The sequence below is a fragment of the Orrella dioscoreae genome (assembly GCF_900089455.2).
Lineage (GTDB): Bacteria > Pseudomonadota > Gammaproteobacteria > Burkholderiales > Burkholderiaceae_B > Orrella > Orrella dioscoreae.
The window spans coordinates 4679205-4698889 of the sequence record NZ_LT907988.1; the positions used below are offsets into that span (position 1 = coordinate 4679205).

18 protein-coding genes and 1 riboswitch are annotated in these 19685 nt (G+C 68.0%); of the genes, 8 read left to right on the forward strand and 10 right to left on the reverse strand.

Annotation, left to right across the window (positions count from 1 at the left end; all coding sequences use genetic code 11):
- Positions 1–21 precede the first annotated feature (21 nt).
- A complete protein-coding gene (locus ODI_RS21420) occupies positions 22–1224 on the forward strand; it encodes a class I SAM-dependent methyltransferase (protein WP_067757531.1) in 1203 nt (400 codons plus the stop codon).
- A 21-nt stretch (positions 1225–1245) separates the two neighbouring features.
- Here the strand turns inward: ODI_RS21420 and ODI_RS21425 are convergent, their stop codons facing one another.
- Together ODI_RS21425 and ODI_RS21430 are read right to left on the reverse strand one after the other, a co-directional pair.
- Positions 1246–2361 carry a tRNA CCA-pyrophosphorylase gene (locus tag ODI_RS21425; protein WP_067757534.1) on the reverse strand — a complete coding sequence of 372 codons (1116 nt, stop codon included), beginning with the start codon at positions 2359–2361 and terminating at the stop codon, positions 1246–1248.
- Positions 2358–4400 (reverse strand): lytic transglycosylase domain-containing protein, encoded by a 2043-nt coding sequence (locus ODI_RS21430; protein ID WP_074046835.1) that lies wholly within the window; start codon positions 4398–4400, stop codon positions 2358–2360. The genes ODI_RS21425 and ODI_RS21430 overlap by 4 nt, the downstream gene beginning before the upstream one ends.
- 13 nt (positions 4401–4413) lie before the next feature.
- On the opposite strand from ODI_RS21430, the gene ODI_RS21435 reads away from it, so the two are divergent.
- The 7 genes from ODI_RS21435 (at position 4414) to ODI_RS21465 (ending at position 11740) form a co-directional block, all read left to right on the forward strand.
- Complete coding sequence (locus tag ODI_RS21435) at positions 4414–5049, forward strand: 5-formyltetrahydrofolate cyclo-ligase (RefSeq protein ID WP_067757537.1); 636 nt, start codon at positions 4414–4416, stop codon at positions 5047–5049.
- A gap of 5 nt (positions 5050–5054) precedes the next feature.
- Positions 5055–5924 (forward strand): hypothetical protein, encoded by an 870-nt coding sequence (locus ODI_RS21440; RefSeq protein ID WP_067757540.1) that lies wholly within the window; start codon positions 5055–5057, stop codon positions 5922–5924.
- Between the two features lie 373 nt (positions 5925–6297).
- A complete protein-coding gene (locus ODI_RS21445) occupies positions 6298–7719 on the forward strand; it encodes a circularly permuted type 2 ATP-grasp protein (RefSeq protein WP_067757543.1) in 1422 nt (473 codons plus the stop codon).
- 17 nt (positions 7720–7736) lie between these two features.
- Positions 7737–8735 carry an alpha-E domain-containing protein gene (locus ODI_RS21450; RefSeq protein ID WP_067757545.1) on the forward strand — a complete coding sequence of 333 codons (999 nt, stop codon included), beginning with the start codon at positions 7737–7739 and terminating at the stop codon, positions 8733–8735.
- 23 nt (positions 8736–8758) lie between these two features.
- Positions 8759–9565, forward strand: a complete 807-nt coding sequence (locus ODI_RS21455) for a transglutaminase family protein (RefSeq protein WP_067757548.1) — start codon at positions 8759–8761, stop codon at positions 9563–9565.
- 105 nt (positions 9566–9670) lie between these two features.
- Positions 9671–10534 carry a proteasome-type protease gene (locus ODI_RS21460; RefSeq protein ID WP_067757551.1) on the forward strand — a complete coding sequence of 288 codons (864 nt, stop codon included), beginning with the start codon at positions 9671–9673 and terminating at the stop codon, positions 10532–10534.
- Between the two features lie 72 nt (positions 10535–10606).
- Positions 10607–11740, forward strand: a complete 1134-nt coding sequence (locus tag ODI_RS21465) for an Rpn family recombination-promoting nuclease/putative transposase (RefSeq protein ID WP_157929801.1) — start codon at positions 10607–10609, stop codon at positions 11738–11740.
- On the opposite strand, the gene metF is transcribed toward ODI_RS21465, so the two are convergent.
- The 8 genes from metF to metK form a co-directional block, all read right to left on the reverse strand.
- Positions 11741–12601 carry a methylenetetrahydrofolate reductase [NAD(P)H] gene (gene metF, locus ODI_RS21470; RefSeq protein WP_067757556.1) on the reverse strand — a complete coding sequence of 287 codons (861 nt, stop codon included), beginning with the start codon at positions 12599–12601 and terminating at the stop codon, positions 11741–11743.
- Positions 12601–12936, reverse strand: a complete 336-nt coding sequence (locus ODI_RS21475; protein WP_067757559.1) for a phage holin family protein — start codon at positions 12934–12936, stop codon at positions 12601–12603. The genes metF and ODI_RS21475 overlap by 1 nt, the downstream gene beginning before the upstream one ends.
- Before the next feature lie 99 nt (positions 12937–13035).
- Positions 13036–14454, reverse strand: coding sequence for an adenosylhomocysteinase (gene ahcY / locus ODI_RS21480; RefSeq protein ID WP_067757561.1), 1419 nt, complete (start codon positions 14452–14454; stop codon positions 13036–13038).
- Positions 14455–14529: 75 nt separating this feature from the next.
- Positions 14530–14670, reverse strand: a riboswitch (S-adenosyl-L-homocysteine riboswitch).
- Positions 14629–15723, reverse strand: coding sequence for a glycosyltransferase family 4 protein (locus ODI_RS21485; protein WP_157929802.1), 1095 nt, complete (start codon positions 15721–15723; stop codon positions 14629–14631). (Overlaps the previous riboswitch by 42 nt.)
- Positions 15724–15790: 67 nt before the next feature.
- Positions 15791–15997 (reverse strand): DUF1289 domain-containing protein, encoded by a 207-nt coding sequence (locus tag ODI_RS21490; RefSeq protein ID WP_067757835.1) that lies wholly within the window; start codon positions 15995–15997, stop codon positions 15791–15793.
- A gap of 186 nt (positions 15998–16183) precedes the next feature.
- The gene (locus tag ODI_RS21495; RefSeq protein ID WP_067757837.1) at positions 16184–17200 is read right to left on the reverse strand and encodes an ABC transporter substrate-binding protein; all 1017 of its coding nucleotides are present in this window, start codon (positions 17198–17200) and stop codon (positions 16184–16186) included.
- 131 nt (positions 17201–17331) lie between these two features.
- Positions 17332–18276: a TauD/TfdA dioxygenase family protein gene (locus tag ODI_RS21500; RefSeq protein WP_067757564.1), complete on the reverse strand. Its 945-nt coding sequence runs from the start codon at positions 18274–18276 to the stop codon at positions 17332–17334.
- A gap of 225 nt (positions 18277–18501) precedes the next feature.
- Positions 18502–19665 (reverse strand): methionine adenosyltransferase, encoded by a 1164-nt coding sequence (gene metK / locus ODI_RS21505; RefSeq protein ID WP_067757567.1) that lies wholly within the window; start codon positions 19663–19665, stop codon positions 18502–18504.
- Positions 19666–19685: the final 20 nt, after the last annotated feature.

Below are 19685 nucleotides of genomic sequence, written 5' to 3' on the forward strand. Positions count from 1 at the left end.
TGCATCAATCAGGACCCACGCATGAGTGCCTCCGCCACCCCTCCCCCCCGCGGCCTGCCCCCGCTGCATCCCGACGCGCTTGCCCATGGCGCACGCGTCGCGGCGCACCTGGCCGAATGCGTGCAGGCAGCCGGCGGCTGGCTGCCGTTCGACACCTATATGCGCGAGGCGCTGTATGCGCCGGGCCTGGGCTATTACGCCGCCGGCAGCGCCAAGCTCGATGCAGGCGATGTCCGCGCCCCTGCGGGCGACTTCACCACCGCGCCTGAACTCACCCCGCTCTTCGGCCACACGCTGGCCCGCCAGATCGCCGAGGTGCTGGATCGCAGCGAATCGAACCGCGTGCTGGAATTCGGCGCGGGCTCGGGCGCGCTGGCGCGCAGCGTGCTCGATGCCCTGCGGGCAGAGGGCCGCAGCATCCGCTACGACATCCTGGAGGTGTCGGCCGACCTGCGCGCACGCCAGCAGACGGCACTGGCAGCCCATGGCGACGCGGTGCAGTGGCTGGATGCATTGCCGTCGGGCTTCCAGGGCTGTGTCATCGCCAACGAAGTGCTGGACGCCATGCCGGCGCGGCGCGCGGGCTGGAACGGCGAAGGCGCCGTGCTCGAATACGGCGTGGTGCTGGATGCAGCCGCCGCTGCAGGTGCCCCGGCCTTTGCCTGGGACGCGCGTCCTGCCGACGCCACGCTGCGCGCGGCATTGGCCGAGCGCATGCCAGCGTTGCCTGGCTACGTCACCGAGATCAACCTGCAGGCCGAGGCCTGGGTCCGCGACCTGGGCACATGGCTCACGCGCGGCGCCGCGATCCTGATCGACTACGGCTTCCCGCGCCATGAGTTCTATCACCCGCAGCGCGCCGAAGGCACGCTGATGTGCCACCTGCGCCACCACGCGCACGCCGACCCCTTCGTCGCGCCCGGCCTGCAGGACATCACGGCGCACGTGGACTTCACCGCCATGGCCGACGCGGCGCTGGCCGGCGGCCTGGACGTGCTGGGCTACACCTCGCAGGCGCGCTTCCTGGGCAATGCCGGTTTGCTGACGCTGCTGTCGCAGGCGGACGCCACCGACGTGCGCGCCCATGCCGCGCGCCTGGCGCCCGTGCAACGGCTGCTCTCCGAAGCGGAAATGGGTGAGCTCTTCAAGGTGCTGGCAGTGGGCCGGGACATCGACCCGCCGCTGCTGGGCTTCCTGCGCGGCGACCGGCGCGGCGCGCTGTAGAACCCTCGACGCCCGGCGGGCTCAGGGCGTGCCGGCGTCCTGGCCGAGCAAGGCCTGCAAGCGCGCCTCGCGCACCCGCGACTTGATCTCGGCGGGATTGGCCGCGCAGGCGCGCGCCACCGCGCCCGCATCCACGCCGCGCACTTGCGCCAAGGCCAGCGTCAAGCGCTCACGGTCCGTGTCCGCGACGACTGCCGCGGTATCCAGCAGGGACAGGAAGCGCTCGGGCTTGCGCAGGCCGTCGCAGCTTTCGATCAGGTCCAGCATCGCGAGCGCATCGCGGGCATCCGACGCCGCGTAATCCAGCACACGGCGCAGCAGGCGCGCATGATCGGCGCACTCCGACGGCACGCGCCATCGCTTGGCCAGGGCATCCGGATCCTGGGCGCCACGCGCGAGCAGGGCGTAACGCCCAGGCAAGGCCAGGCCCTGGTCCGCGGCACGGTCCAGGTCGGACAGCAGCGTGTCGGTCAACCGCAGTTCGGGCGCGATGCGCGGCAAGGCGTCCGCGTCCTGCAACACCCGCAGCATGCGTGAGGGCTGCGCCGCCATGAGGCCGCGCGACACCTCGCGCCACACGCGCTCGGGCACCAGGGCATCCACCTCGCCCTCGGCCGCCATGCGGCGGCACAGCGCCAGGGTTTCCGGCGCGATGGTGAAATCGGCAAAACGCGCCGCGAAGCGCGCCAGCCGCAGCACGCGCACCGGATCTTCCTGGAAAGCCTCGCCCACGTGGCGCAACACGCGTGCGCGCACATCCTCGACACCTCCCATCGGATCGACGAGCGTGCCATCGGCGTGGCGGGCAATGGCGTTGACGGTCAGGTCGCGCCGCGCCAGATCCTCTTCCAGCGTGACCTCGGGCCCCGCATGGAAGACGAAGCCCTTGTAGCCGCGCCCCGACTTGCGCTCGGTGCGCGCCAGCGCGTATTCCTCTTTGGTGTCCGGATGCAGGAAGACGGGAAAATCGCCGCCCACCGGGATGAAGCCGCGCGCGGCCATGTCCTCGGGGCTGGCGCCCACCACGACCCAATCCTGGTCGCCGGCGGGACGCCCCAGCAGGTCGTCCCGCACGGCCCCGCCCACGACATAGACCTGCAGGCCGTCGAGGGCGGGATCGGCAGCGGCCGCCGTCACGGCAAGGCCGTGCGTTCGTTGCGTTGCGGCGCGATGTGGCCCAGGCGCGCCTTCAGCGACTGCGGCTCGCCGGTGAAGAGCGCCGCGTAGTACGTGGCGTTCGACAGGACGTTCTTCACATACAGGCGCGTCTCGGTGAAAGGAATCGTCTCGGCGAAGATCGCGCCTTCCACCGGATGCGACAGGCGCGAGCGCCACAGGCGCGGACGGCCCGGACCGGCGTTGTAGCCGGCGCTGGCCAGCACCTGCGAACCGTTGAGGTCGCCCAGCACCATGTTCAGGTAGTTCGTGCCCAGGATCGTATTGACCTCGAACTCGTTCACGCGCGAAGGCTGGAAGTCGGTCATGCCGATCCGCTTCGCCACCCACTTGGCCGTGGCGGGCATCAGCTGCATCAGCCCCGATGCGCCCACGACGGAACGTGCGTCGGTGATGAAACGCGACTCCTGGCGGATGAGGCCATAGACCCAGGCCGGATCCAGCGAAATCTGGCGCGCCTGCGCGCTGACCCGGCCTTCGAACGGCGCGATGAAGCGCTGGGTGAAGTCGAACTCGCTCTCGGTGCGCTCGGACGTGTTGACCACGCGGTCGTAGATGCCTTCCTGGCGCGCCAGCTCGGCCGCGGCCATGAGCTGCCGGTCATTCATGCCGCGCAGCGAGTAGTTCCACTCGGGCACGGCCTCCGGGCGCCAGCCCAGCTTGAAGAGCGCCACGGCACGCTGCAGGCCGGCATGGCCACGCGCCTCGGCGATCTCGGCGTCGGTCAGCGGCGAAGGACGGGCCGGCACGGTGATGACGCGGCCCAGCTCCTCGGCCGCCAGCTGGCCATAGAAGTTGAAACCGGGGGCGATGCTTTCGTACTGCTTGCGCGCCTGCTCGGGATGGCCGGTGGCCTGCAGGCCACGCGCATGCCAGTACACCCAGACGGGCTCGGCCTGCTGCGAGGCCGGCATCTGGCTGATGGACTTCATGACCCACGCCCAGTCGATCTTCGGCTGGCGCAAGGCGGCACGCACGCGCCAGGCGTGGTTGTATTCGCTCATGCGCACGTCACCCGCGTGCTTGTACCACTCGTGGGCACGATCATCGAGATTGAGCACCGCCACCAGGGCGAACTGGCTGTAGACCCACTGCTTCAGTTCGCGCGGCAGGCCCTCCCACTCGCGGCGCAGATAGGCCTCGCCGGGCGTCATGTCGCTGCGCGCCAGGCGCGACAGCGCCACGGCCACCAGCTCGCGCTCCATGTCGCCCTTGACCGGACGCGGCTGGCGCACCAGCCACTTCATGGGATCCTTCATCAGCGCGTCGTAATCGCGCAGTTGCGCGGGCTCGAACACATACACCGCATAGCGGCGCGCATCGTCGCGCTTGTTGGCTTCCAGCGCGTCGCGCAGCGCCGGGATCAACTGCTGCGGGCCCAGCACCCGGTCGGCGACCAGTTGGTCATAGAGGTCCCAACAGGCAGAGCCCGGCGTGAAGACAGCCTGGGCTTGCGCGGGCGTGGCGCGTTGGCCGCCCAGGTGCGCGGCCTCCAGTTGCGCGCACTTCACCTGGTCGGTGGCGGCCACGACCTCGCCCAGGCGGCGCGCGGTGGCGAAATCGCCCGAGCGCGTGGCGGCCAGCACCCAGTCGCCACGCAGGCGGTCGGCCAGGTAGGCGCCCTGGTTACGCCGCATGAAATCCTCGAGATCCGCGGCGGGCGTCGGCACCGAAGACGCGTTCAGGCGATAGCGCAGCAGCCAGTATTCGGCATACATGGCCAGGGGATCGCCCTTGGCGCGCGACACCAGCGGCGGCAATTGCGCCCACTGGCGCTTGTTGACCGCATCGCGGGCGGCCGCCACGGCCTCCTGCGGCGTCTGGGGCTGTGCAGGCTGCACCGCCTGCCGCACGGTCTGGGCGGCAGCGGGCGCGGCCCCAACAGCCGCCCCGAGGGCGGCGGAAATCACGGCCAGCGTCAACGCACCGGCCCCGCGGCCGCGCGCCAGGACGCCCCGGCCGGATTTCTGATACTTTCGTAGCTCTGAAACCAGGAACATCGTGTCAGCCCGCATGAACACTCAAAACAGCGCACAGGATAACGCAGTCGCGCTGCGCAAGCGATTGCGCGAGGCACGCGCGAATGTGCCCGCCGACGAGCGCCGCCGCGGCGCGCTGCTGATGCGCGGACGGCTCTTCACCTGGCTGGGCGTGAACCGCGATACCGCCGTCTCGGAAGGCCGCCAGGCGCCCCGCTCGGTCGCCGCGTTCTGGCCCATGGAAGACGAGCCCGACCTGCGCCCCTTGCTGAGCCAGTGGGCCGACGCCGGCATGACCGTGCTGCTGCCCGTCATCGAAGAAACGCGCGCGCCGCTGCGCTTCCATCGCTGGACGCCCGACACGCCGATGCGCCCGGGCGCCTATGGCATCCCGGTGCCGCCGCTGGGCACGCCGGAGCGCCCCGATGTCGTGCTGGTGCCCACGCTGGGCTACACCCGCCAGGCCGACCGCCTGGGCTACGGCGGCGGCTATTACGACCGCACGCTGGCCGCCCTGCGCGAGTCCGGCCCCTCGCCCGTCACCATCGGCATCGCCTGGACCGAAGGACGCATCGACGATCCCGACTATCAGGCCGCGCCGCACGATGTCCGGCTCGACGCCATCCTGACGCCCGCCGGCTGGCTCCCGGCCGCCCCGGCGCCACGCTGAGTCCCATGACGACGCCGCGCGAAGGCGCTTTCCATGCGTTGTGGCGCGCCCACGGGCCCGACGTTCCCGAGGTGCTCCTCGACGCCGTGGCACGCGGCGCCTTCGACCGGCTGGCCGCCTCGTCCGACACGCCGCCCGCCGCCGCATTCGCGCTGGAGTGCGGCCTGACCCCCGGCCTGCGCGCGCACCTGTACCTGGCCCTGCGCGGCGAGACCGAAATGGCGGCCGCGGGCCTGCCCGGCGGACTGAGCCACGCCTATCTGCGTTACACCCGCAACGACGCCGGCGATGCCAGCGTGCCCCTGCCGCTGGTGCCGCCCGGCGTGCATGCCGCCGACACCCCGCGCGTGGCCGAGGCCCTGCATGCGCTGGGCGTGCCGCCGGACACCGTGGCGCGCGCGCAGGCCTGCCTGGTGGCTTTCCCGCCCGAGGCCACGCTGGACAACATCGGCTGGCTGGACCGCCGCCCCGGCCAGCCGATACGCTGCTACGTCTCGCACCTGCCACTGGGATGCCCTCCCCACCAGCGGCTGGGCGACACGGCCCACGCGCTGGCCAGCCTCGCCGACCGCTGCGTCGCCACCTTCGATATCGATGCGCAAGGCCCTCGTCCCCGCTGGGGCCTGGAGCTGCTGGTCAGCCGCGGCAATCCCGATCCCGCCGCACGCTGGCGCCTGATGCTGGACGCCTTGCGCGAGCGCGGCCTGGCCACCGAGGCAGCCGCCCTGGCGGCGCTCGCCTGGCCCGCCCGGCTGGACGGGCACGCCAACGGCGGCCCGGCCAAGCGCGGCATCAGCCACCTGTGCCTGACCCTGCAGGATGGCCAGGTCCGGGACGCCCGGGTTTTCCTGCTTGCCGCCCGGCAGGCCAGCTGACCGCGTGGCCGAGTGTGACAACACCCGGGTAATTTGCGTGCGGATGCTACGACGGGTGGCGCAAACGCTCCGTTTTTTGCGCATCGCGTCACGCACCACGGCAAGGCACGCCGGCAGTCCGAGGGCACCAGCGCGGTGCCGCCCGCCGTGGCATGCACCGTGCCATGCTGCACCTCACCCTTTACGCGCCGACAGACCCCGCCACACAATAGGGCACGCGGTTACGCCGCCGTGACAATTGCGCGCCGGATTCGCGCATAGGCTGGCAAGCCGCCTTCAGCATGGCACGCTGCTTGCTTGCATATGCCGAGCCAAGTGGGCCCCTTCAGCACCGCGGCCGCCCCCAGTGGCGGCCCGCCACAGGAATCGCCGCATGACCTTGAAACCGCCGGCTTTCGACGAGATGTTCGACAGCGACAGCGATATCCGCCCGCATTACGCGGACTTCGCGCGCTGGCTGTCCGCCCAGCCCTCTTCGGTCATGACCGCCAAGCGGGTCGAGGCCGACCTGAGCTTTCGCCGGGTGGGCATCACCTTCTCCGTGGCGGGCGATGAAGCCGGCACGGAAAGGCTGATCCCCTTCGACCTGATTCCCCGCATCATCCCCGCCGACGACTGGGAGCGCCTGGACGCGGGCCTGCGCCAGCGGGTGCGCGCGCTCAACATGTTCCTGCGCGACATCTACCACGACCATGAGATCGTGCGCGCGGGCAAGATCCCCGCCGAGCAGGTCTTCATGAACGCGCAGTACCGTCCCGAGATGCAGGACGTGGACGTGCCCGAAGACATCTATTGCCATATCGCCGGCATCGACGTCGTGCGCGCTGGCGCGGGCGAGTTCTACGTGCTGGAGGACAACCTGCGGGTGCCGTCGGGCGTGTCCTACATGCTGGAGAACCGCAAGGTTTCCATGCGCCTGATGCCCGAGGCCTTCGGCAGCAACAAGATCGCGCCGGTCGCCCACTATCCCGACCTGCTGCTGGAAAACCTGCGCGACGTCTCGCCCAGCGGCGACGAACCCACGGTGGTCGTGCTGACGCCTGGCATGTACAACTCGGCCTATTTCGAACACGCCTTCCTTGCCCAGCAGATGGGCGTGGAACTGGTGGAAGGACGCGACCTCTTCGTGGACGGCGACACCGTCTACATGCGCACCACGCAAGGTCCCAAGCGCGTCGACGTGATCTACCGACGCGTCGACGACGACTACCTGGACCCGCTCTCCTTCCGCGCCGACTCGGCGCTGGGCGTGCCCGGCCTGCTGTCGGTCTATCGCGCCGGCCGCATCACGCTGGCCAACGCCATCGGCACCGGCATCGCCGACGACAAGTCGACGTATCTCTACGTGCCCGACATGATCCGCTTCTATCTCGGCGAGGAGCCCCTCCTGTCCAACGTGCCCACCTGGCGCTGCGGCCTGCAGCAGGAACTGTCCTACGTGCTGGAGAACATGGCCGAGCTGGTCGTGAAGGAAGTCCATGGCGCCGGCGGCTACGGCATGCTGGTGGGCCCCGGCGCAAGCCGCGCCGAGATCGACGCCTTCCGCGAGCGCGTGCGCGCCAACCCGGCCAACTACATCGCGCAGCCCACGCTCGCGCTCTCGACCGTGCCCACCTATGTGGAGTCCGGCATCGCGCCGCGCCACGTCGACCTGCGTCCCTACGTGGTCTGCGGATCGCGGCAGATCACCACCGTGCCCGGCGGCCTGTGCCGCGTCGCGCTGCGCGAAGGCTCGCTGGTCGTCAACAGCAGCCAGGGCGGCGGGACCAAGGACACCTGGGTGCTGGAACGCTGAGGACGAGGAGAGACACGATGCTGAGCCGCACCGCCGACAATCTGTTCTGGATGTGCCGATACATGGAGCGCGCGGAAAACACCGCGCGCATGCTGGACGTGAACCTGCACATGTCCCTGCTGCCGCAGGACCCCGCCACGCGCGCCGCGTCGTGGCGCGCGGTGCTGGGCATCAGCGAACTGCAGAACCGCTTCGACGCAGCGTATCCCTCGGGCACCACGCAGGAAATCCTGCACTTCATGGTGCACGATCCGAACAATCCTTCCTCCATCTATGCCTGCCTGCACGCCGCGCGCGAGAATGCCCGCGCCGTGCGCGGCAGCCTGACCACCGAAGTCTGGGAAACCTACAACGGCATCTGGCTGGAAATGCAGCGCCACCTGCGCGGCGGCCTGCTGGAGCACAACGCGGGCGAGTTCTTCGAATGGGTGAAGCTGCGCTCGCACCTGGCGCGCGGCGTGACCATCGGCACCATGCTGGAGGACGACGCGCTGTACTTCCTGCGGCTGGGCATGCACCTGGAACGCGCCGACAACACGGCGCGCCTGCTGGACGTGAAGTTCCACGAACGCACGACCCAGTCGCAATTGCAGTTCCACTCGCACTCGCCGTCTCCGGAGCGCGCGCGCAACGACGATGCCGACCCTGCCGTGGGCGAGTTCTATCGCTGGTCGGCCATCCTGGGCGCGGTCTCGGGTTTCGAGATCTACCGCAAGGTCTACCGCGACGTCATCACGCCGGCGCGCGTGGCCGAGCTGTTGATCCTGCGCGGCGACATGCCGCGCTCGCTGCTGGCCTCGGTGCGCTCCGTGTCCAAGGACCTCGGCAAGATCTCCAACGAACGTTCCAGTGAAACAGAGCGCCTGGCGGGCATGCTACGCGCCGAATTGGAGTACGGCAGGATCGAGGACATCCTGGAGGCAGGCCTGCACACCTACCTGGAACGTTTCCTGAAGCGCATCAACGACCTCGGCAACCGAATCGCCCAGGATTTCCTGGTGCCGCTCTCCACCTGATGGCGACGGCAAGGAGCCACGACATGAAGCACCTGATCCGCCATGTGACCCGCTACCGCTACACGCAGCCGGCCACCTACAGCATCCAGACCCTGCGGCTGACGCCGCGCACCGAGGATCACCAGCACGCCTTGCGCTGGCACATCGACGCGCCCGGGCCGCTGCAATCCAGCATCGACGCCTACGGCAACATCACGCACACCCTGACGCTGAACCAGCCGCACACCGAGATCGAATTGCGGGTGACCGGCCAGGTCGAGGTCGAGTCGCTGCCCGGCGGCGTGTTGCGCCGCGACGATGATCGCCTGCCGGTGCAGGCCTATTGCGTCAGCACGCCGCTCACGCGGCCCGACGAGACCGTCATGGCCTTCTGCCGCGAGGTCCTGCCGCAAGGCATCCGGGCGCCCGAAGACGCCCTGGCGCTGGCCACCGCCATCAGCGACCGGGTGCACTACGAGCCCGGCATGACCGACGTCACGACCGCCGCCCCGGAAGTGTTGCGCCTGGGCCACGGCGTGTGCCAGGACCACGCCCACCTGTTCCTGGCCTGCGCACGCGGGCTCGGCCTGCCCGTCCGCTACGTCAGCGGCTACCTGTACACCACGGCCGAGCACGCCGCCAGCCACGCCTGGATCGATGTCTGGCTGGCCGATACCGGCTGGGTCAGCATCGACGTCACCAATCGCCAGTACGCCTCGGAATGCCACTGCCGGCTGGCCGTGGCGCGCGACTATGACTCGGCCTCGCCCGTGCGGGGCGTGCGCCATGGCGGCGGCGTCGAATCCATGATGGTGAACGTGCAGGTCATGCAGGGCGCAACCCAGGCTTGATCAGGCTGGCAGGCGCTATACAATCGGCGGGGCGCGCTGGATGCGCGCTTGTCGGCGGCACCTGACATCCGCCTGAAGCCTGCTCGTTACGGACCCTGCCTTACCATGACCTACTGTGTTGCGGCCCGGCTCAATGCCGGACTGGTTTTCCTGGCCGATTCACGCACCAACGCCGGTGTCGACCAGATCAGCACCTATCGCAAGCTCAGTGTCTTCGAACGGCCGGGTGACAGGGTCATGGTCCTGATGACCGCAGGCAACCTGGCCATCAGCCAGGCCGTGCTCAATCTGCTGGCCGCGCACGAGCGCGAAGGCGCCGAGTCCATCTGGAACGCCGCCAGCATGTTCGATGCGGCGCGCCACGTCGGCGAGGCCATCCGCGCCATCCACCTGCGCGAAGGGCCGGCCCTGAAGGAACAGGGCATCGACTTCAACGTCTCCATCATCTTCGGCGGCCAGATCGGCCAGGAAAGCTGCCGCCTGTTCCAGGTGTACTCGGCCGGCAACTTCATCGAGGCCCACGCCGAATCGCCCTACTTCCAGATCGGCGAAGCCAAGTATGGCAAGCCCATCCTGGACCGCGCGCTGAGCCCGGACTCCACGCTGGACGAGGCCGCCAAGTGCGCGCTCATCTCCATGGACTCCACGCTGCGCTCGAACATCTCGGTCGGCCTGCCGCTGGACCTGCTGGTCTACGAAGCGGACAAGCTGCGCGTGACGCACTTCGCCAACATCGACGAGCACAACGAATACTTCCACATGATCCGCAGCTCCTGGGGCGAGCGCCTGCGCCAGGTCTTCGCGGAGATCCCCGATCCGGTCTGGAGCTCGGCCCACGACCCGCAATCGCTGGTGCCGGCCGGCCGCGTGCATCAACCGGTACGCATGATTCCCGATCACGCCGAACCCACCGACTTCACCGACATCCAGGTGCTGGCCGACGGCGAGCCGAGCGCTCAGGCGGAATAAGGCCTCGGTGGGAAAACCGGGGCGGACATTTCCGGCGCGCCCGGTGCGCACAGTCCGGCAAAGGGCAATACGGTGCAGGTTTCACGCCTCACCGATGCCATGCCTCATCACGACACCCACTACAAGCAGCTGTTTTCCCATCCCCGGATGGTGATGGCCCTGCTGCGCGGGTTCGTCCCGCAAGCATGGGTCGCGCACATCGATGCCACCGCGCTGACGCAGCTTCCCGCCTCCTATCTCTCGGACCGCGGCGAGCAACGGCACAGCGACCGCGTCTGGCGCATTCCGTTGCGCCGGCACCCGCAAAACGCAACGGCCAACATCCATCTGCTGCTGGAATTCCAATCCCGGCCCGACCCCCACATGGCGCTGCGCATGATGAGTTATGTCTCGCTGCTGCTGCAGGCGCATGCGAGAACCTCGACACAGAACGGCCGGCTGCCGCCCGTGCTGGCCGTGGTCTTGTACAACGGCCAGCGCGCATGGCGAGCGCGGACGGAATACCGGGACCTTGCCGATGCCTGCCCCCCGGACCTGCAAGCCTATCAGCCTCAACTCCGGTATCTCCTTCTGGACCCGTTGCAGCTGGCATGCACTGGCGCCGCGTACATCGACAACCCCGTCGCATTGTTGTTCCAGCTGGAGCAAAGCCGTCATCCCAACGAAATGACGAACATCCTGGCGGACCTGGCCCGCTGCACCCGTTCTCCTGGCGATGCCAGCCTGCGCCGCGCCTTCGTCGAATGGCTCAGGAACGCTTTGCTGCCCGGACGCTTTCCCAGCCTTAAGCTCTCCACCATCGACGACCTCGAGGAGTTCCGGGACATGCTGGCAGACACGGTCAAGGATTGGACCCGCCAATGGAAGCGGGAGGGCATGCAGGAAGGAAGGCGTGAAGGGAAGCGCCTGGGCATGCTAGAAGGAAGACGTGAAGGAAGAAAAGAAGGCAGACAGGCAGGCCGCCAAGAAGGCAAACACGACGCCACCCGCACACTGCTCACTCGCCAACTGACCTGCCGCTTTGGTCCCGTTCCCGCTGCAATCGGCCAACGCATCGCACGGGCATCGCTGCAAGACCTCGAGCAGTGGTCGCTCGCGCTGCTCGACGCGCCCGATATCGGCAGCGTCTTTGCACACACCCGATTCGCGCTGGAAAAAGAAAAAGCGGCCGAAGCCGCTCTCCCTGCCGGCACACCCGCAAGCTGATCAGGCCGCGGCACGCTCCAGCCCCAGTTGCCGCCAGATCGCCAGCGGCGCGTCGGCACTGTTCAGGGTATAGAAATGCAGGCCCGGCGCGCCGTTGTCCAGCAAGGTCTGGCACAGCTCGCTGACCACGTCCACACCGAAGGCGCGCAGGGACGCCTTGTCGTCGCCGAACTCGGCCAGGCGCAGCCGGATCCAGCGCGGGATTTCCGCGCCGCACATCTGCGAGAAGCGCGTGAGCTGCGTATTGTTCGTGATCGGCATGATGCCGGGCACGATCGGCACGGACACGCCCAGGGCCTGTGTACGGTCGAGGAAATCGAAGTACGCGTCGGCATTGAAGAAATACTGCGTGATGGCGCTGTCGGCGCCTGCGGCCACCTTGTCGGCGAAATGACGCAGGTCGGCGGAAGGGCTCTCGGCTTGCGGATGCATTTCCGGGTAGGCCGCCACTTCGACGTGGAAGGCATCGCCGAACTCCGCGCGGATGAACGCCACCAGGTCGGCCGCATACCGCAATTCGCCGGCGTCGCCCCCCATGCCGGAAGGCAAGTCGCCACGCAGGGCCACGACCCGGCGCACGCCCTCGTCGCGATAGCCTTGCAGGATCTGACGCAATTCGTCGCGCGATGCGCCAATGCAGGACAGATGAGGCGCGGCGTCGCAACCCAGGTTGCGCAAGGTGCGCACCGTGCCCGACGTCCCGTCGCGGGTGGAACCACCCGCGCCAAAGGTCACGCTGACATACCGGGGCTGCACGGCCAGCAGCTGCTTGGCCGTGCGCACCAGGCGCTCCTGCGCGGCGAGGTCGCGCGGAGGAAAGAACTCGAGGCTGATGGCAGCCTTTTCCGTGTCCAGGGACATTAAACGATCAACCTCGAGAGGAGCCCCGAAATCAGGCTGTAGAGCACCGCGCCGGCCAACGCCCACCAGAAACCCGCGACCTGGAAGCCCTTGAGGATCGAGCCCGCGAACCAGAACAGCAGCGCGTTGAGCACGATCAGGAAGAGCCCGAGCGTAACGATGGTGATGGGCAGCGTCAGGAAGACCAGCACCGGCTTGACCAGCATGTTCAGCAGGCCAAGCACCAGGGCGGCAATCAGCGCGGAACCAAAGCTTGCCACGGTGATGCCGGGCAGCAGATAGGCAACGGCCAGCAAGGCCACGGCGTTCAAGAGCCAGACGAGTATGAGCGACATGTCGAAAGTCCTGTTCCTGTTGATGAAGGAACCGTCCCCAAAACTGGGGACGGCTTAGAAGGAGCTTACACGCGCGCCCGCCTGGCGGGCGTAACGCGATCAGTAACGATAGTGATCGGGTTTGTACGGACCCTGTGCCGAGACACCAATATAGGCCGCCTGGGCAGGCGTGAGTTCGGTCAGCTGGACGCCCAGCTTCTTCAGGTGCAGGCGCGCAACCTTCTCATCCAGATGCTTGGGCAGGATGAAGACCTTGCCCGACTCATAGGCGTCGCCGCGCGTGAAGAGCTCGATCTGGGCAATCGTCTGGTTGGTGAACGACGCCGACATCACGAACGAGGGGTGGCCGGTGGCGCAGCCCAGGTTCACCAGGCGCCCCTTGGCCAGCAGGATGATGCGCTTGCCGTCGGGGAAGATCACATGGTCGACCTGGGGCTTGATTTCCTCCCACTGGCAGTCTTCGATCCCCGCCACGTCGATTTCGTTGTCGAAGTGACCGATGTTGCAGACGATGGCCTGGTCCTTCATGCGATCCATGTGCTCACGGCGGATCACGTTGAAGTTGCCGGTCGTGGTGACGAAGATGTCGGCCTTGTCGGCAGCCTCTTCCATCGTCACGACCTTGAAGCCTTCCATCGAGGCCTGCAGCGCGCAGATCGGGTCGATCTCGGTCACCCACACTTGCGCGCGCAGCGCGACCAGCGCCTGGGCGCAGCCCTTGCCCACGTCGCCGTAGCCGGCCACGACGGCGATCTTGCCGGCCACCATCACGTCGGTGGCGCGCTTGATGCCGTCAACCAGCGACTCGCGGCAACCGTAGAGGTTGTCGAACTTGGACTTGGTGACGGAGTCGTTCACGTTGATGGCGGCGAAGGCCAGCTCGCCCTTCTTCGACATCTGGTACAGGCGGTGCACGCCGGTGGTGGTTTCCTCGGTCACGCCGCGCACTTGCGCCAGACGGGTCGAGTACCACTTGGGATCCTGCTTCAGGCGCTCGCGGATCGACGCGAACAGGATGCGCTCTTCTTCGCTGCCCGGCTTGTCCAGCACCGACAGGTCCGACTCGGCGCGGGTGCCCAGGTGCAGCAGCAGCGTGGCGTCGCCGCCGTCGTCCAGGATCATGTTGGCCTGTTCTTCACCGGGCCAGTCGAAGATGTTGTGGGTGTACTGCCAGTACTCCTCCAGCGTCTCGCCCTTGACGGCGAACACGGGCGTGCCCGTGGCGGCGATGGCGGCGGCGGCATGGTCCTGGGTCGAGAAGATGTTGCACGAGGCCCAGCGCACTTCGGCGCCCAGCGCCTGCAGCGTCTCGATCAGCACGCCGGTCTGGATGGTCATGTGCAGGCTGCCGGCGATGCGCGCGCCCTTCAAGGGCTGCGACGCGGCGTATTCCTCGCGGGTCGCCATCAGGCCGGGCATTTCGGTTTCGGCGATCGCGAGCTCGCGGCGGCCCCAGTCAGCCAACGCGATGTCGGCGATGATGTAGTCGGTGAAGGTCTTGTCGGTCACGGTATTCATGCATGGCTCCGGAAGAACCTGCACGCGCGTCGGGGCGCTGCCGTGGAAATGGCCTCGCCCTCCCTGCGCGGACAGGGTTGGCGAGCGCCGTTCTAGCCGCTTGCACGGGCAAGCGGCTGGAAAGAGGAAGTTCCTGAGCCTGGCGGGTGGGGTCCGGCTGGAGGGATGCGCCCCCTAGCGGACAACGCGCGACCCGTCGCAACGCTCCTCAGGAAGCCCGCATTGTATACCTGCGCCCGCCTCTTGCGGCAAGGCCTGCGCCTGCGCGGCGCGCAGCGGCGTCAACGCCCCCAGCAGCGCCAGCGCGATGGTCTCCCAGGTGCGGCCCAGCGTGCGTTCGCGCACCGTGACACGGTCCAGGGACAGCGCGGCATGGCAGGCGCGCGCCAGGTCTGCATCCAGGCAACCCGTGACGCCCTCTTCCACCACCGCCTGCGGCGCCTCGCCCGGCAAGGCCGCGACCGGCGTGCCGCAAGCCATGGCCTCCAGCATCACCAGCCCGAAGGTGTCGGTCAGGCTCGGGAAGACGAACACATCGGCCGCCGAATAGAGCGGCGCCAGGCGGTCATGCGGGACCATGCCCAGGAACACGGCGTCGGGATGGCGGCGGCGCAGCCGCGCCTCGTCGGGACCGCTGCCCACCACGACCTTGCTGCCCGGCAGGTCCAGGGACAGGAAGGCGTCGAGATTCTTTTCACGGGCCAGGCGCCCCACGCTCAGGTGGATGGGGCGCGGCAGGCCGGCCAGGGCCATGCCGTCATCGGGCGCGAAGGCCCGGGCGTCGACGCCGCGCGCCCAGACCTGCATGTTGCACAGGCCGTGCGAGGCCAGCAGCGTGCGCATGGCGTGCGTCGGCACCAGCACGCGCTGGGAGTGCTTGTGGAACCAGCGCATGTAGCGCCAGGTCCAGCCGGCCGGAATGCCCATGCGCATGCGCAGGTATTCGGGGAAGACCGTGTGGAAGGAGGTGGTGTAGCGCCAGCCGCGCTTCATGGCCAGGCTGCGGGCGGCAACGCCCAGCGGGCCTTCGGTGGCGATGTGCATGGCATCGGGCACGAAATCGCCCAGTTGGCGGCGCAGGTGCGAGGCCGGATCGATGGCCAGCCGCAGGCCCTTTTCGGACGGCGCCCTGACGGTGCGTGCGCCTTGCGGGCTGATGACGACAAGTTCATGGCCCCAGGAGACCAGGAGCTTCTGCATAATGGTCCAGGTACGGACCACACCGCTGACTTGGGGATGCCAAGCATCAGTAACGAGCAGGATACGCATGAGGCGGTCTGTCGGGTGACGTTGCGGCTATTAGGCACCGACCACATGACATGACCAAGACAAGGGGCTAGGGGTTGTTGCGGCGCGGATAACCCTGGGCGCGGATGCGCACCCAGACCTCATGCTTTTCCGCTTCGTTCATGAAGACCCAATTGGCGACTTCCATGGCCGTGCGGCCGCAGCCCCGGCAGATGTCGTCATAGAGGGTGGAGCAGACCGCCACGCAGGGGGAATCCGTCGCGACGAACGTGCCGCGCGCGGTCTTGATCTCGATACGGTGGAGCGGGACGCCGCTGGCGGCAGCGGTGTCCCTGTCATCGGACGGGGCCGCCGCAGGGGGCGGCAAGAGGGAGTCGGGTGTTGCACACATCGCGTCAAGCTTAGCACCAGACCTTGCGGCCCCATTTTCTGTCCCTACGGCGGGTGCGTGAATGCCTGACCGGGCCATTGGCCGCCCGCCTCAGCTCCCGCCCAGGGCGTAGGCCTCCTCGAAGAAGTAGTCCTTCCAGGACGCAGGCAGGTGCTTGATCGCGCCCACCTGGTGCATGAACCGCGCAAAGGGGAAGGTGTTCTCGGGCACCAGCGTATAGCGGGTCTCGGGATTCTGGATCAGGGCCAGCACCTGCTCGCGCGGCAGGCTGGAGTCGCCCTGGCGCAGGAAGACATCGGCCGCCGCCTGCGGGTCGGCCTGAACGAATGTCTGCGCCTCGGCCAGCGCCGCCAGCACCGCGCGATAGGCCTTGGGCTCGCGCTCGCGGAAGCGGCTGGTCGCCCAGATCAGGTTGACCGTATGCGGGCCGCCCAGGATCTCGTAGGAACTGATGACCTTGTGCACCGACGGGTTGCGCAAGGCCAGCGTCGTGAAGGGCTCGCCCGCAAAGCTGCCCACGACGGCGTTGCCGCCCGCCAGCAGCACGCTGGTCGCGTCGGCATGCGGCAGCGCCACGGTCAGGGCGTCATAGCGATTGAACTGGGCCTGTCCATGCTGCTTGGCGGCCGCCATCTGCAACAGGCGGGCCTGGATGGAGACGTTCACCGCCGGCACCGCGATGCGATCGGCATCGGAGAAATCATCCAGGCTGCGGATGCGCGGCTGATTGGTGACCAGGTAGTGCGGCGTAGAGACGATGGCCGAGATCGCCTTCACCTCCTGCCGCCCGCGGGTCCGGTCCCACAAGGTCAGCAAGGGCGGCACGCCTCCCGTGCCCACGTCGATCGAGCCGGACAGCACGGCCTCGTTCATCGCCGCGCCGCCCGACAGGCGCTTCCACTCCACGGCGATATCGACGCCGGCAGCCTTGCCGTGCTTCTCGATCAACTTCTGGTCCTTGACCACGTTCCACAACAAGGAGCCCAGGCCGAACTGGTCTGCCACGGCGATGCGGGACGTGTCGGCCATCGCGGACGCGGCGCCCAGCATCAGGCTCGCACCGAGCAGTGCGACGCCCCATGCACGGACAAAGGAAAAACGAACCATGGAACCCATCACCTGAAAGAAAGGAAAGGAAAAGGCATGCACGCGCCCGCAAGGCACGCCTGTACAGGTGGCCATGGCGGGTACGTCACGACATGGAACCGACGGGCCTGGCGAGGACGCGCCCCGCCGTGTCAGGCTGCGACCGGCACCGCGGCAGGCGCCTGGCTGGGCGCGTCCACGCCAGGCCCGCGGCGCGCGACGCTGCGGCGGCCATCGATGCCCACGGCGGGTTCGCCCTCGACCGTCACCCGGCGAACCAGGCGCGGCTGGTCGCCATAGTCGTTGATGGCGAAATGCTGGGTGGCCCGGTTGTCCCAGATGGCGACGTCGTCCTTCTGCCAGGACCAGCGCACGGTGTTCTCGGGACGGATCACGCGCTGTTGGAAGATCTCGAACAGGCGGCTGGATTCGGTGGTGGGCAGGCCCACGATGCGACGCACGAAGTGCCCCAGCAGCAAGGCCCTCTCGCCGCTTTCCGGATGCACGTGCACCAGCGGATGCTCGGTTTCATAGACGGTGGCCTTGAACACCTCGTTGTGATGCTTCAAGCGGACGTCGCTGATGCCCGTGCGGCTCGCGCCATAGTCATAGTCGTTGCTGTGCACCGCCCACAGGCCGTCGGCCAGGCGTTGCAGGGACTCGGGCAGGTGGGCATACGCGGCGGCAGTGTTGGCCCAGATGGTGTCACCGCCATAGGCAGGCACGGTCACCGCACGCAGGATGCCGTACTTCGGGAAGGCCTCGGCGAACGTCACGTCGGTATGCCAGGAGTCGGCCCGGCCGCCGCCGCGCGATGCATCCAGCTCGAAGATGCGCGTGCCCGCGGGCGCCGGCACCGTGGGATGCGCCACGGTCCTGCCGAAGCGGTCGCCCACGCGCTGGTGCGCGGCATCGTCCAGATGCGACTGGCCGCGGAAGAACAGCACCTTGTAATGCAGCAAGGCCTGCCGGACCCGGCCGAAGACCTCGTCGGTCAATTCGTCGGACAGCCGCAGGCCACGCACCTCGCCGCCGATGCGGCCGGCTAGCGGGCGGATGTCCAGGCCAAAGGTGGGCAGGTCGGCGTGGGCGCTCATGGTGACTGTCTCCAGGCTATCGGGGAATGAAGGCCATCGCCAGGACGGCCGCACTGTCATCCTAGCGATGCCGCCATGCGCTCCCAACGAACGATTGGATATGTCGACATGCGGGAGATCGCGCCACGCACGGCCTTGCCCGCCGCGCGCATGAAAAAGGCGCCCCGCGGGGCGCCTCTGGCGATCAGGGCAGGCCGGAGCGACGGCCCGCCTCGACGATCACACTCAGACCGACTTCTTCAGCGCTTCGGCCTTGTCCGTGTGTTCCCACGTGAACTCGGGCTCGGCGCGGCCGAAGTGGCCATAGGCCGCCGTCTTGGTGTAGATGGGGCGCAGCAGGTCGAGCATGTTGACGATGCCCTTGGGGCGCAGATCGAAGTGCTCGCGCACGAGATTGGCGATCTGGTCATCGGGAATGATGCCCGTGCCTTCGGTATAGACCGTGATGTTGATGGGCTCGGCCACGCCGATGGCGTAGCTCACCTGCACCTGGCACTGGCGCGCCAGGCCGGCTGCCACCACGTTCTTGGCGACATAGCGCGCGGCATAGGCAGCCGAACGGTCGACCTTCGAGGGATCCTTGCCCGAGAACGCGCCACCACCGTGCGGGCATGCGCCGCCGTAGGTGTCGACGATGATCTTGCGGCCGGTCAAGCCGGCATCGCCTTGCGGGCCGCCGATGACGAAACGGCCGGTCGGATTGACCAGGAAGCGCGTCTTGTCGGTGATCAGGCCTTCGGGGAAGCTGGGGCGGATGATGTGCTCGATGACCGCGTCATGGATGTCGGACTGCGAGATCTCCGGCGCGTGCTGCGTCGACAGCACCACGGTGTCCACCTCGACGGGCTTGCCGTCGACGTAGCGGAAGGTGACCTGCGACTTCGCGTCGGGACGCAGCCACGGCAGGCGGCCGTCCTTGCGCAGTTCGCTCTGGCGCTGCACCAGGCGGTGCGAGTACCAGATGGGAGCGGGCATCAGGTCAGGGGTTTCGTCGCAGGCATAGCCGAACATCAGGCCCTGGTCGCCAGCGCCCTGGTTCAGGTAGTCCTCGGCGCTGCGGTCCACGCCCTGGGCGATATCGGGCGACTGCTTGTCGTAGGCGACCAGCACCGCGCAACCCTTGTAGTCGATGCCGAAATCGGTGTTGTCATAGCCGATGCGGCGGATCGTGTCGCGCGCGACCTGGATGTAGTCGACGTTGGCAGTGGTGGTGATCTCGCCTGCCAGCACGACGAGACCGGTATTGCACAGCGTCTCGGCGGCTACGCGAGCGTTCGGGTCTTGCGTGAAGATGGCGTCGAGCACGGCGTCCGAGATCTGGTCGGCGACCTTGTCGGGATGACCTTCGGAAACGGACTCGGAAGTGAAGAGGAAATCGTTCTGGGCCACGAGATGACGTCCTGTAAATG

Excerpts from the sequence above, each read along its gene's own strand:
- ODI_RS21430 (WP_074046835.1), bottom strand. The coding sequence starts at position 4,400 with ATGTTCCTGGTTTCAGAGCTACGAAAGTATCAGAAATCCGGCCGGGGC.
- ODI_RS21500 (WP_067757564.1), bottom strand. The coding sequence starts at position 18,276 with ATGAGCGCCCACGCCGACCTGCCCACCTTTGGCCTGGACATCCGCCCG.
- metF (WP_067757556.1), bottom strand. The coding sequence starts at position 12,601 with ATGTCCCTGGACACGGAAAAGGCTGCCATCAGCCTCGAGTTCTTTCCT.
- ODI_RS21485 (WP_157929802.1), bottom strand. The coding sequence starts at position 15,723 with ATGCGTATCCTGCTCGTTACTGATGCTTGGCATCCCCAAGTCAGCGGT.
- ODI_RS21440 (WP_067757540.1), top strand. The coding sequence starts at position 5,055 with ATGACGACGCCGCGCGAAGGCGCTTTCCATGCGTTGTGGCGCGCCCAC.
- ODI_RS21450 (WP_067757545.1), top strand. The coding sequence starts at position 7,737 with ATGCTGAGCCGCACCGCCGACAATCTGTTCTGGATGTGCCGATACATG.
- ODI_RS21420 (WP_067757531.1), top strand. The coding sequence starts at position 22 with ATGAGTGCCTCCGCCACCCCTCCCCCCCGCGGCCTGCCCCCGCTGCAT.
- ODI_RS21435 (WP_067757537.1), top strand. The coding sequence starts at position 4,414 with ATGAACACTCAAAACAGCGCACAGGATAACGCAGTCGCGCTGCGCAAG.
- ODI_RS21455 (WP_067757548.1), top strand. The coding sequence starts at position 8,759 with ATGAAGCACCTGATCCGCCATGTGACCCGCTACCGCTACACGCAGCCG.
- ODI_RS21460 (WP_067757551.1), top strand. The coding sequence starts at position 9,671 with ATGACCTACTGTGTTGCGGCCCGGCTCAATGCCGGACTGGTTTTCCTG.
- ODI_RS21495 (WP_067757837.1), bottom strand. The coding sequence starts at position 17,200 with ATGGTTCGTTTTTCCTTTGTCCGTGCATGGGGCGTCGCACTGCTCGGT.
- ahcY (WP_067757561.1), bottom strand. The coding sequence starts at position 14,454 with ATGAATACCGTGACCGACAAGACCTTCACCGACTACATCATCGCCGAC.
- ODI_RS21445 (WP_067757543.1), top strand. The coding sequence starts at position 6,298 with ATGACCTTGAAACCGCCGGCTTTCGACGAGATGTTCGACAGCGACAGC.
- ODI_RS21475 (WP_067757559.1), bottom strand. The coding sequence starts at position 12,936 with ATGTCGCTCATACTCGTCTGGCTCTTGAACGCCGTGGCCTTGCTGGCC.